Source organism: Advenella sp. (genome assembly GCF_052108595.1).
Lineage (GTDB): Bacteria > Pseudomonadota > Gammaproteobacteria > Burkholderiales > Burkholderiaceae_B > Advenella.
The window spans coordinates 11815-25467 of record NZ_JBQEAU010000001.1 but is presented as its reverse complement, the minus strand read 5'-3'; the positions used below and the strand labels follow the sequence as shown (position 1 = coordinate 25467).

Sequence of the window (13653 nt, the reverse complement as noted above, 5' to 3'; positions counted from 1 at the left end):
ACGCGCTCAATGCCCACAGAGTATTATTCGGACCAAGGCAAATTCAGACCAAACCACGCCCCCTCGCACCTGACACGGGCAGCCGTCATTAATCTGGACAACGCTCGCCCCGTTTGCCAACACCAGCGATAACGCCAGCCGGCACAAGCAAGGCAGCCTCCCTCGAAAAAAATCGGAATACGCACCCTGCTTCATTCAATATTAAAAGAATTTGCAACCCTATGCTTGCCGGCATGCCAACGCCAGCGTGTCGCCTGGCGCGATAGCCAAGCCTGCGTGCGCGGCATGTGCTGCGGTTCAATTTCAGATAATTTTTTTCTCGCGCAACTGGGCAATGGCCGCCGGGTCCAACCCCAGTAACTCATTGAGCACCTCGTCGGTATGTTCGCTCAGAGTCGGAGGCGGACGTCGATAGCTGACCGGGGTTGCCGACAGTTTCAACGGGTTGGCAATTTGCGGGATACGGCCCGCGGTCGTATGCTGCATATGCATCAGCATATCGCGGTGCTGCAGTTGCGGATCCTCGAACACCTGGCTCAGATCGTTGATCGGCCCGCAGGGCACGTTCATGGCGTCCAGTTGATCCTGCCAATGCCGGATCGGATGCTTGGCCATCTCGGCCTGCAATAGCGGAATGAGCTCCTTCTGGTTTTGCGCGCGCAGGCGGTTCAGCACAAAACGGGGATCGTCTGCCAGCTGCGGCAACCCCAGCAGTTGTACAAACTGGCGAAACTGCGAGTCGTTGCCAACTGCGATCATGAGATAGCCATCGCTGCATTCAAAGGCCTGGTACGGGCAGGTAATGGGCGATGCCGTCCCCATGCGCTTTGGGACAATGCCCGACACCAGATAATTCATGGCGACATGCCCGATGGATGCCACCTGCGCGTCGAACAGGGCGATGTCGATATGCTGACCCTCGCCCGAAACCGCATCGCGATGATTCAGCGCTGCCAGGATACCGATAATGGCGTAAAAGCCTGCCGTCAGGTCCGACACCGCGTAGCCGACTTTTTGTGGCCCGCCCCCTGGCTCTTCTGCAGGGTTGCCAGTCAGGCTCATCAGACCGCTCATGGACTGGAATATCGGATCGTACCCGGGCCGATGGCTGTAGGGCCCGGATTGGCCGAAGCCGGTAATGGAACAATACACCAGACGCGGATTGACGGCTTTGAGCGACGCATAATCCAGACCATAACGGGCCAGATCGCCGGCCTTGAAGTTCTCGATCAGCACATCGCACTGCTTGACCAACTGGCGAATCATCTCCTGGCCTTCCGGGCTGGAGATATTGATCGTGACCGAGCGTTTGCCACGATTCATCGCCAGAAACGACGAGGTCTCGGCTGTGTCGTTGCCGGCTTCATCCCTGGCCCGGTAGCCCTGCTGCCGGACATCATCGCCGCGACCGGGGCGCTCCACTTTGATTACGTCTGCACCCAGATCGGCCAGCATCTGACCGGTCCACGGCCCGGAAAATACCCGTCCCAGGTCCAGGACCCGGATATGCGAAAGCGTTTGTGCCATGTCTACTCCAATTTCATTTCAGTTGCTATAGTCAGATGCGCCATTGAACGCGCTATTCAATGGCGATTTTCAGTTGTGTTCTCGCCATGTCCGGCGCCGCGACGTTATGCGCCACAATGTTCCGGACGGAAAACCTGTTTTTCCGGATGGAAGCAATGGCGCATGTCAACGGCTTGACCCGCGCGCTGCCGGCAAGGCTCCTGGTCATGACACTGGCAGCGCCAGCACCACCTTGGCCAGGATATTGCGCTGGATCTCGTTGGTTCCGCTGAATATCTTGGCTGCTGCGGCGTTGTAAAGGGGCATCTGCAAATCATCCACGGTCACGACCTGCTCACCGGTCTCATCAACCTGCCCCTGGCCGGTGGCCAAAAATGCGGCGGCGCCTGCCGTGCCTGCCTGTTCTCCTGCCGCATCCAGCAGCAGAAGCGATGCCTTCTCGTGCGTTTCCGTCGCCCATATTTTCAGCAGCGACACATTGGCCGGCAACGGCTCATTGCGCCGGACAATATCGGAAAACGCCGCATAGGCAGAAGACAGATCGACAATATCCATATGCAACTGGGCATACTCGGCCATGAAGGCCGGATCTTCGTTCAGCCCGGTCGCGCCGATAACCTTGTCAATCATGGCCAGCGTGTTCTGTGCATGTTTGGGGTTGCCGCTAAACAGGCGTTCGAAGCCGAGCAGCGCCTTGGAAATGGTCCACCCCTGGTTCAATTGTCCCACCAGGTTCTCTTTGGGCACTTTCACATCATCGAAGAAGATCTCGCAATATTCCTCGTCTCCGGCAATGGTGCGGATCGGCCTGACCGTGATGCCGGGCGTGCGCAGATCCACCATCAGAAAGCTGATGCCTGCCTGCTTCTTCACCTCCTTGTCGGTGCGCACCAGCATAAACATATGGCTCGCATCCTGGGCCAGCGTGGACCAGGTTTTCTGGCCATTGACAACGAAATACTCATCCTGCGCCACAGCCTCGCAGCGCAGGGATGCCAGATCGGACCCGGCGTTGGGTTCCGAATAGCCCTGCGCCCAGACATGCTCACCCGACAGGATGGCCGGCAGGTACTTTTGCTGTTGCTCCGGCGTGCCGTAGCGAATCAAAATCGGCCCCAGCATGACCAGACCCTGATCGGGCGGGCGGCCTACGCCGTAGCGTTCCTGCTCTTCGATATAGGCAATCATTTTTTCCGCAGACAATGCCATGCCGCCGTATTGCCTGGGCCATGAAGGCGCTATCCATTTCTGACGCGCCAGCGTGCGATACCAGTCGCCGATCTCGTGCCAGTGCAGGCGGCGGGTGCGATGGCGCAAGTGCTCCGGATAGTGCCCCCGATAAAAAGCACGCAACATTTGCCGGAACTCGGTTTCAGGCATCGCGTCCCAATCGCCTTCGGTGGGAAACGAAGTCCAGGTTTTTTCTGGTGCTTCCGCGTTGCCAGCGGGGTCGGCCGACCCGGCCGGCTGCTGTTGCAGCGCCTTCAAATAACGCGTCACATGAGCGCGCCGGTTGCCCAACTCGCTGGACAGCGCAATGGCTTTTTTGAGCATCAGGCCGACATCGGATTCGTCCGAATACCCCATGCCGCCATGCATTTGCACTGCCAGACGGGTCACGTGACCCGCGGCCTGTTCGGCGCGAGCCTTCAGTCGGCTGGCCTGCATGGCCAGCACAGCGGGCGTCTGCCCTGGCGCCGCAGTGATTTCCCACAGGGCAAATTCGAGCATCTGCAATTGGATATAACTGTCTACCATGCGATGCTGCAGACTTTGGAATGAACCTATCGGTTTGCCAAACTGCACCCGCACCTTCATGTATTCGAGGGTGGTATCAAAGGCGCGCCGGGCGCAGCCGAGCAATTGCGCCGACAGCGCAATCCGGGCGTAATCATTGGCTTTATCCACTGCAGCCAGCACTTGTGAGCCGCGCGCAAGCACCTGTGCCTCATCAACGGGACATGCCTGCAATTGCAGTGACCCCATGCTACCCGCATCCACCCGCCGCAAGTCGGTCAGTTGCATGCCTTCTGTGCCCGCTTGAATCCACAACAGAACATCGTCGTTCTGCTCGCGCGCCAGAATAAGCCAACCGCTGGCGCCCGTGCCGGGCGACACGCCTACAAAGCGTCCCGAAACAGCGCGCGCTGCGCCATCCCCTGACACGACCGGGCCCGGGCATGCCTGGACCTGTCCCGGGAACTGTTGCCAGGCAGTGCCGGCAACCAGGGACCCATCCGCAATCGCTGCAAGCAGGCGATCTCGCAGCGGGCTTGGCGCAAGTGAACACAGCAGCGTCACGGTTTGCACGGCCACAGCGAGCAGTGGTTCTGCCGGCAACGCGGCACCCAGTTCCTGGGCAATGGCGTTCATTTCACCCAGACCCAGACCCAACCCGCCCTGCTCCTCGGGAACCAGCACGGCCAGCCAGCCCGCTTCAGCCATTTGCTGCCAGAACGCACGGTCCAGGGTAGGCGGCTGCAATACACGCTGGCGAATGCGCTCAGCGTGATTGGTGCGTGACAGAAAATCCCTGGCGCTGTCGCCAAAGGCATCGATTTGTTGCTTGTCCAGTGACATTTACTTTCCTGCTCCCTGAGCAAATTCATACAGTTTCGATGGGTTGTTCACCCATACCTGCTGGCGAGTCGCGTCGGTGCCGAACCAGTCCCAGGCCAGCTCGATCAGCCGACCCGCATCCGGAGCCCGCTCGCCCATTCGAACGTACGGCCAATCTGATCCCCACAGCACACGGTTTACATTGGCCGCAAGCAGCGCATCGTGAAACGGCCGCACATCAGCGTAGTCCGGTGCCTGGGTCGATACCCGACACACCGACAGCTTGATCCACAAACGGTTCTCACCCAGCAACCGGCAGATCAGTTGGAACAGCGGGTCCTGCACACCCTGGGAAAGCACAACACTGGCCATATGGTCAATGACCACAGGCAGGCCCAGATCTGTCACGCGCTCCAGCCACGGCGCATAGCGCTCATACGGGCCCCACATTTGCACATGCATACCGGCAGCGCGCATGGCCGGCGCCAACGCCTCGATACTGTCAAACCCCACGCTTCCCGGAAACAGATTGCCTTGCGGATCGCGCGCTTCGATAAAGCGCAGACCGCAAATGCCGGCAGCACGCCAGGCAAGCAGCTGCTGGGCATCGGTTCCCGGCGCGGCCACGCCAATACCACGCAGTTGCGCAGGCCGTTGCGCGATAGCGTCGATGATGGCCGATACATCGGTGCCGTAAGGCGCTGGCTGCACCAGCACCCCACGCTGCATGCCGACGGTATCGAGCATGTTCAGATAACGGGCTGCGGGCGCATCCGGCGGCGCGTAGGTAGAGCGCAAGTGCAAGGGAAAATCGCCATAGGGGCCAAAGACATGGCAATGAGTATCACAACTGTCGTCGAACAACGTCACCGCGGGCGACGTTGGCATGCGCGGCATTTCCACGCTATCGGGAATGTAGTTTTCGGTCACGCCGCAATATCCTCCAGGCAGATGGCCGCCAGCGTACTCAGGGCCTGTACGCCGTCACGCTGCGCTGGCACCAGGGGGCTGGCCGCGCCATCGGGCAGCGGAATTTCGTGGGCATTGAGGGTCATGGACACCATGGTGTAATAGCCCACCACGGCGGTCAGCTCGACAACGCCGGTCACATCGAACCAGGCGCGGATGCGCTCATATACAGCGGGCGCAACGGTGCCGTGCGCCAACAACTGCCGCGCAAACTCATAAACAGCGGCATCCTGCTGCTCGGTAAAACCCGGCGCCTGGCAGTGCTTGATTTCATCTGCAATTGCCTGCGGCAGGCCGGCGGACAGCGCAGCCTGCTCGTGGATATACCACTCGATCTGACTATTCCAGTGGCGCGCCGTCACCAGAATCGCCAACTCGTTCAGTCGAGGCGGCAGGCTGGTGCCAAAGCGCAGCATTTCGCCCAGCTTCTGCCAGCGCTGGGCCAGCTCAGGATTGTGCAGTACGGCGCGCAATGGTCCAACCAGCCGGCCACGCGGGCCGCTCACGATGTCGTCATAGACGGCACGCTGGGCTTCGTTCATGGTCTCTACAGTGGGAAAAGGGATACGACTCATAAATGTTCCTGGAGTTGTTGCAGTGATATCTTTTGAAAACAGAGGGCAGGCACCCTGGCAGTCAGGGAGTTTCTGCCGGTTCGGTGGCGACAACGGAAGAGCGGCGCACGAATACGTCGGCATGCCAGCGCGCCAGATCGGGCGCACGCTGGCGCCAGTTCAGATCGGCAAACCGGTAGTCAAGATAGGAAAGCGCGCAGCCAATCGTGATGGCCCCCATATCAAACTGCCCTTGCTCAATATCGTCCACGTTGTCCTGCAGAAAATTAAGCGTCGCTTCGGTTTTAAGCGCAAACGCGCTTAACCAGGCAGGCGTCTGTTTTTCTTCGGTCTTATTGCGTTCCTGGCGAAACAACAGCAGGGCATCCATGAAGCCATCGCCCAGCGCCTGCTGCCTTAACACGCGCACGCGCTGTTGCGGGTCTGCAGGAAACAACGCCAGGCCCCGTTCAGCGGCACGCCAGGCCAGATACTCACAAATGACGCGCGAATCAAACAGGCTATAACCATCGTCAAGCACCAGCGTGGGCAGCTTGATCAGCGGATTGTCGGGAAGCAATGTCAGATTCGGCTCGGCCATGGCAACCGGCGTGCGAACCAGCTCAACGGCGTCAGCCTGGCCGGTTTCGTGAAGAACGATCATTACTTTGCGCACGAACGGCGAGCGGGGTGACCAATGCAGTTTCATCATGTCTCTTGATAGTTAAGTTGCAATTTTCAGGCGTCCTGCGGTTGGTCAGGACACGGCTTTTTTATAGGGGATACGGGCCAGCTGGAAGGCATCCCTGGTATGCGAATACCAGCCGGCGCCATGCATGCGTCCGACCAGGTCCAGCTTATTGCCGTCGATATAGCATTTGTCTGCGTCAATCACGGCGGCATCATCCACGTGCAGGCCTTCGACCCGGGCAAGCAAAATGATGCGTTTGCTATCGACATCAATTTCCTTCCACAACCGGCATTCCAGCGCCACAGGGCTGCCGGCAATCCGGCCTGGCTTGATCTTTTCCGAAGGCAGCGTAGCCAGTCCAGCTTCCCGCAGCTCATCAATGTGAAAGGGATACTCGGTGGCGGTGATGTTCATGGCGTCCATCAGCGAGGCCGGCACCAGATTGATAACAAACTCGCCAGTGCGTTCAATATTGCGCAGGCTGTCTTTCTTTTCGTCACCATGATGACCAATGCCAAGCGCCACGACAGGCGGATCACCGGACAGCACGTTAAAAAAAGAAAACGGCGCAGCATTGTAGGCGCCGTCCTCAGCCTGGGTGACCACCCAGGCGATGGGGCGCGGCAGCACGACGCTCCCCATCAGTTTGTAGGTATTTTTTCCTTCCAGTGCCTGCATATCGAAATACATTATTTGTCTCCGTGTGTGCCAAAGTCATGGTTTTGCCCGACGCCAGGGTCACATTGGTGAATGCCGCAAGTGTGAATGTGTCATGATGAATGTTAATGGCGAAAAAACAAAAGGCGAAAAAGCCATACTTATGACCTTTAAAATATAACATCAATCCCGCGCCTGAACAAGCGTCAAGGCGGCAGGAAAGACTTAAAGCAGAAAACGTGTTGACAATGCGCTACCGACCGGCTCGTGCAACGTATCCAGAACGCGCGACACGCCGGCCCGTGTCATGGCCTGGAAGGTGCCCGGACACGCGCGCCGAATTTATCCATCTGATACGAAACGAGCGACCTCGTGTCAAGCCGACAGCAGCCGGGCCTTTGAACTAGGCTGTTGCAGAGAACCTCAGCACACCGTTGTCGTCCTCAGTGCGTGTCAGTTTACCCTCGTGATAAAGCGTATGCAGATGGGCCAACGCCTCACCCATGGCAAATGTCATTTGATGCAGATCCAGCTTGCGCTTGAACATCAGCGGCACCACGTCCGACGCCGACATCGGTTTCTCACGACACCATTGCAGTACTTCGGCCAGCCGTTCGGCATGGTGGGCGTGCTGCTGGCGAAGCCGCTCATGCAGGCCCTTGAACGGTCGGCCATGCGAAGGCAGCACCAGGGTATCTTCGGCCAGCGGTTCGTAGCTGTCCAGCGATTGCAGATACAGCTTCAAAGGATCCGAGTCGGGTTCATGATCGAAGACACTGACGTTGGTCGAGATGCGCGGCAGCACCATGTCGCCGGAAATCAGCACCTTGAGTTCCGGACAGTACAGGCTGATGTGTTCCGGCGCATGACCGTAGCCCGCAATGAACTCCCACACGCGGCCACCGATGTGCAGGCGCTCTCCGCCCAGCATTCGCACGAAACGCCGCGGCATGCCTTCAACCAGCGAAGGATAGTAGCCGGCGCGCTGGCGGATCTGCTCCTGCGCATTCGCATCGGTCAGACCATGGCGCGCAAAATGCGCAACCGCCACATCGCCTCCGGTGCCCGCGCCGCCTGCCGGGCGTGACGACCAGAGCGATGCCACGTAAAAGTCAGTCATGCTCATATGCAGCGGTGCGTTCCAGCGTTCACAGATCCATGCAGCCAGACCGGTATGATCGGGGTGCATATGGGTGACAACCAGGCGCAGGACCGGCAGGCCTTCCAGCGCGTTTTCAAAAATGGTTTCCCACAACGCCTTGACTTCGGGCTTGGCAATGCCGGTATCCACTACCGTCCAGCCCTGGCGGCCATCGACCTCATCCCTGAGCAACCATAAGTTGATATGATCCAATGCAAACGGCAGGGGCATGCGAATCCATTTGACGCCGGGGGCAATTTCTCTGGCCTGCCCCGGTTGTGGCAACTCATCGCCGAAGGGATAATCCAGTCTTGCTTCAAGTTCGTTCATGCGTACCGCTCCTCATTGACATTTGGTTTTAATTCATAGATCATAGTTTACGTTAACGTAAACATGCAAGTCCGAATCCCTTTTCCGGCTGCTTTGCCTCCATGAACCCACGCACCTGGTCTATTTCCGAACTCGCGGAAGAATTCAATATCACGCCGCGAACGCTTCGTTTCTACGAAGATCACCGCATTGTCAATCCCATCCGGGACGGACAAAAGCGTATCTATACCCATCGGGACCGGACGCGCCTGAAGCTGGCGTTGCGTGGCAAACGACTGGGACTGCAATTGTCCGAAATCTGCTCGCTTATCGGCATGTACGAGGGCCCTGGCAGTACGCAGCCGCAATTGCAAAGCTACCTGACCATCCTCACCCGCCACAAACTGCAATTGATGCAGCAAAAGCAGGACCTGGACCAGACCCTGGCGGAAATCGACGAACAGGAAAAAAACTGCCTGAAACTGCTGAGCGAAGTGGACGCTGCCGCTGCGTCAAAGTGAGCGCATAAGCCCTCCGGCGCAGGCAGGCGCCACTGCTATGGGAGCCCGGATAGGCTACGGCAACCACAGTCAGGATGCCTCGCTTGAGTTTGACGGAAAAATCATTACCACCCGTACCTGGCAGGAACGTGTAGATACGCTGCGCGCGTCGCCCATCCTGCCTATTGAAATACACCAGAAATACACCGCCGGCTTACGGGTTTATACTGATCGGTCTCTTATTGACGTTTACGTAAACGTAATGATATATTAAGCGCTTATTCCGGACTGGTGCGATACCCATGATCAGTGGGCAATTTCCACACTGGCGATTACCCTTGTTTACCCACTTCGGTCATCAAGCCGTGATCCGGTTCACGTAAACTTATATCTGTCAGTGCGGCCTTATTCTGTGGGTCCACTCACACACCACAACGACGGAGACTTTTCATGACGCTTCCCGGTTTGAATTTTGATCTGGGCCAGGATCTGGATATGTTGCGCGATGCCGTAGCCGATTTTGCCAAGGCAGAAATCGCCCCACGTGCTGCCCAGCTGGATCGCGACGACCAATTCCCCATGGACCTGTGGAAAAAATTCGGTGATCTGGGCGTGCTTGGCATGACGGTCAGTGAAGAATATGGCGGCGCCAACCTTGGCTATCTGGCTCATATGATCGTCATGGAAGAGTTTTCGCGTGCCAGCGCCTCGGTGGCCCTGTCCTACGGCGCTCACTCCAACCTGTGCGTCAACCAGTTGCATCGCAACGGCACCGAAGCGCAAAAGCAAAAATACCTGCCCAAACTCATCAGCGGCGAGCATATCGGCGCACTGGCCATGAGCGAACCGGGTGCCGGTTCCGATGTGGTCAGCATGAAACTGCGCGCCGAGAAAAAAGGCGACCGCTATGTGCTCAATGGCACCAAAATGTGGATTACCAACGGCCCGGATGCAGATACCCTGGTGGTGTACGCCAAAACCGACCCACAGGCCAATGCCAAAGGCATCACCGCCTTTATCATCGAAAAAGGCTTCAAGGGGTTTTCCGTCGCCCAGAAACTGGACAAACTGGGCATGCGCGGCAGCCATACCGGCGAACTGGTGTTTGAAAACTGTGAAGTCCCCGAAGAAAATATACTGGGCCAGCTCAACGGCGGCGTAAAGGTACTCATGAGCGGGCTCGATTACGAGCGCGCCGTGCTGGCCGGCGGGCCGCTGGGCATCATGCAGGCCGTGATGGATATCACCGTGCCCTATGTGCATGAGCGCCAGCAGTTTGGCCAGGCTATCGGCCAGTTCCAGCTGATTCAGGGGAAAATGGCCGATTTGTACACTACGCTGCAGGCAAGCCGGGCCTTTTGCTACACCGTCGGCAAACACCTGGATCGCCTGGGCGACGGCCATGTGCGCGAAGTGCGCAAAGATTGCGCCGCCGTTATCCTGTATTGCGCAGAAAAAGCCACCTGGATGGCCGGCGAAGGCATCCAGATCCTGGGCGGCAACGGTTACATCAACGAGTACCCCACGGGACGTCTGTGGCGCGATGCCAAGCTGTACGAAATCGGCGCCGGCACCAGCGAAATCCGCCGCATGCTCATCGGACGTGAGCTGTTCAACGAAACACGCTAGTCATTTGGCCCGGTCGGCGAACCGGGCCGCTAGCTGCAAGACAAAAGACACATGACTATGCCGCTCACCGCAGATCATCAGCAAGTCCGACAAGTCGATCCGCCCGTGCCGGAACCTTCTGCCCTGGCCGCCGAAATCCTGGCCGGCTTCAACCGGCACTATTCGCTGTTTCGCTTTGTCGCGCAACGGGCCAAAGCGCTGTTTGAGTCACACGACTGGCATGGCATGCAGCGGGTCAACCGCGAGCGGATAGACTACTACGACACGCGGGTGCGCGAATGCACACGACAGATCACCCAGTTGCTGGACAGGACCCGCATGGCCATGCAGGATCCGACGGTCAGCGGCGCCTTTACCGAAGAACAAAGCCAGTACTGGCAGGATATCAAGCAAGCCTATACGCAACTGCTGCTGGAGCATAGCCAGCCCGAGTGTGCAGAAACCTTCTTCAATTCGGTATGCAGCCGGATCATGCACCGCGACTATTTTCATAACGACTTCCTGTTCGTGCGCCCCGCCGTTGCCACCGATTACATTGATGCCCAGGGCAGTTCCTATCGCGTTTACTACCCTCACACGCACGGCATTGTATCCACGGTTATCGACATGGTGGCCGACTTCGGGCTGGCCCTGCCTTACCATGACCTGCCCGCAGATGCCCGCCTGCTTGCCCGTCGCGCCGTCAGCGTGCTGCGTAGGGAGATCATCAAAACTGGCGGTTCGCGCATTGCGCCCGACTGTCAGATTCATGTGCTGCGCAGTCTGTTTTTCCGTAACAAGGGCGCCTATATCATAGGTCGCTTCATCAACAACGGACAGCTCTATCCGTTTTCCATTCCACTGCTGCATACGCCGGCCCACGAAGTGAGGTTGCATGCACTGCTGCATACCCGCGCCGATATCAGCACGCTGTTCAGTTTTACCCGTGCCTATTTTCTGGTAGACATGGAAACGCCCTCCTCGTACGTCTCGTTCCTGCACACGCTGATGCCAGCCAAACCCAAGGCAGAACTGTATACGGCTATCGGGCTGCAGAAACAGGGCAAGACCCTGTTCTACCGCGACTTCCTGCATCACCTCACGCATTCGACCGATACTTTCGACATTGCCCCGGGTATCGAAGGAATGGTGATGACCGTATTTACACTGGGCTCCTATCCCTATGTGTTCAAGCTCATCCGCGACAAGATCCGCAAGGACGGGATGGTGCACAAGACCGTTCGCCAGAAATACCAGATGGTCAAACTGCATGATCGGGTCGGACGCATGGCAGATACCTGGGAGTATTCACAAGTTGCCCTGCCGCTACATCGGTTTTCCGATGCCTTGCTCAAAGAGCTGCGCACCGAAGTGCCCAGTCTGATCGAAGAGACCGACAGTGCCATCATCTTTCGACATGTCTATATCGAACGCCGCATGACGCCGCTGAACCTGTATCTGAACCGGGCCAGCGATGCTGCACTTGAAGACGCCGTCAAAGGCTACGGGGATGCCATCGCTGAATTGGCTGCGGCCAATATTTTTGCAGGCGATATGCTGTACAAGAATTTCGGTGTCACCCGTCTGGGCCGCGTCGTGTTTTATGACTATGACGAAATACAGCCGATCACCGAGATGGTTTTCCGAAGGATTCCACCGGCCCCCAACGAAGAAGCCGAAATGTCCGACGAGCCCTGGTACGCCGTTCACGCCAATGACGTGTTTCCCGAGGAATTCGAACGATTCCTGCTGGGCGACCCCCGCGTGCGGCGGGCATTCCTGAAACACCATGCCCAACTGCTGGACTACCAATGGTGGCAGAACCGGCAGAACCGGGTGGCGTCCGGTAAAATCGAAGATATCTTTCCCTACCCCGCCGAGCGCTGTCTGCATCGTGCAGACGTGCCGCGGCAACATAATTCATTAAAGGAATCGACATGAATGATCCTATCGTAATCGTTTCTGCTGCCCGCACGCCCATGGGTGCCATGACGGGCAGCCTTTCCGGGCTGGCTGCACATGAACTGGGCGCCACCGCCATCCGCGCCGCCGTAGAGCGGGCGGGCATCAAGGCCGACGACGTCCAGGAAGTGATCATGGGCAACGTCCTGCAGGCAGGACAGGGCCAGGCACCGGCACGCCAGGCAGCACTGGGCGGCGGGTTGCCTAAAAGCGTGGCATGCACCACCATCCATAAAGTCTGCGGCTCGGGCCTGAAAGCGGCCATGCTTGCGCATGACCTGCTGCTGGCCGGCAGTGCCGAGGTCGTGGTTGCCGGCGGCCAGGAAAGCATGAGCAACGCCCCGTATCTGTTGCTCAAAGGCCGCCAGGGCTATCGCTATGGTCACTCTACCGTCTATGATCATATGGCGCTGGACGGACTGGAAGACGCCTATGAGCGCGGTACCGCCATGGGCGTTTTTGCTGAAAAATGCGCTGATAAATACACCTTTAGTCGCCAGGACCAGGACGCGTTTTCCATCGAGTCACTCAAGCGCGCCAATGCCGCCATTGCCGATGGCAGCTTCGAATGGGAAATTGCCCCCGTGACCGTCAGTGGCCGGGGCGGCGACACCATTGTCAGTACCGATGAATCGCCCGGCAAGGCCAAGCCCGAGAAAATTCCCGCCCTCAAGCCTGCTTTCAAAAAAGACGGCTCGGTCACGGCGGCAAACTCGTCATCCATTTCCGATGGCGCGGCAGCACTGGTCATCATGCGTGAGTCCACCGCAAAAAAACTGGGGGCAACGCCTATCGCGCGTATTGTGGGCCATTCCCAGCACTCTCATGAACCCGAGTGGTTTACCACTGCGCCGGTCAGCGCCATCAAAAAACTGCTGGACAAGCTTTCATGGAGCAAAGACGACGTTGACCTATACGAAATCAACGAAGCGTTCGCCGTAGTAACCATGGCCGCCATGAAAGAGCTGGAACTGGATCACGCCAAAGTCAATATCCATGGCGGCGCCACTGCGCTGGGCCATCCTATCGGTGCATCCGGCGCACGCATTCTGACCACATTGCTTGGCGCGCTGCGCAAGACCAAAGGAAAACGCGGCGTGGCTTCTTTGTGCATCGGTGGCGGAGAAGCTGTGGCGCTGGCCGTCGAAATGATCTGACCTTGTGGTTTATCCGTGT

General features: G+C 58.1%; 12 protein-coding genes. 5 read left to right on the top strand and 7 right to left on the bottom strand.

Features of this window, described 5'->3' with window-relative positions:
* Window positions 1-303: 303 nt before the first annotated feature.
* The 7 genes from ACTIKR_RS00105 to ACTIKR_RS00075 form a co-directional block, all read right to left on the bottom strand.
* Window positions 304-1527 carry a CaiB/BaiF CoA transferase family protein gene (locus ACTIKR_RS00105; protein WP_193088255.1) on the bottom strand — a complete coding sequence of 408 codons (1224 nt, stop codon included), beginning with the start codon at window positions 1525-1527 and terminating at the stop codon, window positions 304-306.
* Window positions 1528-1731: 204 nt separating this feature from the next.
* Window positions 1732-4107 (bottom strand): acyl-CoA dehydrogenase, encoded by a 2376-nt coding sequence (locus ACTIKR_RS00100; RefSeq protein ID WP_193088254.1) that lies wholly within the window; start codon window positions 4105-4107, stop codon window positions 1732-1734.
* Window positions 4108-5016, bottom strand: coding sequence for an amidohydrolase family protein (locus tag ACTIKR_RS00095; protein ID WP_193088253.1), 909 nt, complete (start codon window positions 5014-5016; stop codon window positions 4108-4110).
* Window positions 5013-5630: a carboxymuconolactone decarboxylase family protein gene (locus ACTIKR_RS00090; RefSeq protein ID WP_442326932.1), complete on the bottom strand. Its 618-nt coding sequence runs from the start codon at window positions 5628-5630 to the stop codon at window positions 5013-5015. The genes ACTIKR_RS00095 and ACTIKR_RS00090 overlap by 4 nt, the downstream gene beginning before the upstream one ends.
* Before the next feature lie 61 nt (window positions 5631-5691).
* Window positions 5692-6318, bottom strand: a complete 627-nt coding sequence (locus ACTIKR_RS00085; RefSeq protein ID WP_193088288.1) for a glutathione S-transferase family protein — start codon at window positions 6316-6318, stop codon at window positions 5692-5694.
* Window positions 6319-6366: 48 nt separating this feature from the next.
* Entirely contained in the window at window positions 6367-6990 is a 624-nt protein-coding gene (locus ACTIKR_RS00080; protein WP_193088251.1) for a flavin reductase family protein, read from the bottom strand.
* A gap of 370 nt (window positions 6991-7360) precedes the next feature.
* Complete coding sequence (locus ACTIKR_RS00075) at window positions 7361-8428, bottom strand: MBL fold metallo-hydrolase (protein WP_193088250.1); 1068 nt, start codon at window positions 8426-8428, stop codon at window positions 7361-7363.
* A 101-nt stretch (window positions 8429-8529) separates the two neighbouring features.
* Here ACTIKR_RS00075 and ACTIKR_RS00070 point away from each other — a divergent pair, with 101 nt between their 5' ends.
* The 5 genes from ACTIKR_RS00070 (at window position 8530) to ACTIKR_RS00050 (ending at window position 13634) form a co-directional block, all read left to right on the top strand.
* A complete protein-coding gene (locus tag ACTIKR_RS00070) occupies window positions 8530-8928 on the top strand; it encodes a MerR family transcriptional regulator (protein WP_193088249.1) in 399 nt (132 codons plus the stop codon).
* Between the two features lie 37 nt (window positions 8929-8965).
* Window positions 8966-9181 (top strand): hypothetical protein, encoded by a 216-nt coding sequence (locus tag ACTIKR_RS00065; RefSeq protein ID WP_193088248.1) that lies wholly within the window; start codon window positions 8966-8968, stop codon window positions 9179-9181.
* 176 nt (window positions 9182-9357) lie between these two features.
* Complete coding sequence (locus ACTIKR_RS00060) at window positions 9358-10536, top strand: isovaleryl-CoA dehydrogenase (protein ID WP_193088247.1); 1179 nt, start codon at window positions 9358-9360, stop codon at window positions 10534-10536.
* Between the two features lie 57 nt (window positions 10537-10593).
* Window positions 10594-12456: a bifunctional isocitrate dehydrogenase kinase/phosphatase gene (gene aceK, locus ACTIKR_RS00055; RefSeq protein WP_193088287.1), complete on the top strand. Its 1863-nt coding sequence runs from the start codon at window positions 10594-10596 to the stop codon at window positions 12454-12456.
* Window positions 12453-13634, top strand: coding sequence for an acetyl-CoA C-acyltransferase (locus ACTIKR_RS00050; RefSeq protein ID WP_193088246.1), 1182 nt, complete (start codon window positions 12453-12455; stop codon window positions 13632-13634). The genes aceK and ACTIKR_RS00050 overlap by 4 nt, the downstream gene beginning before the upstream one ends.
* The last annotated feature ends 19 nt before the right edge of the window (window positions 13635-13653 follow it).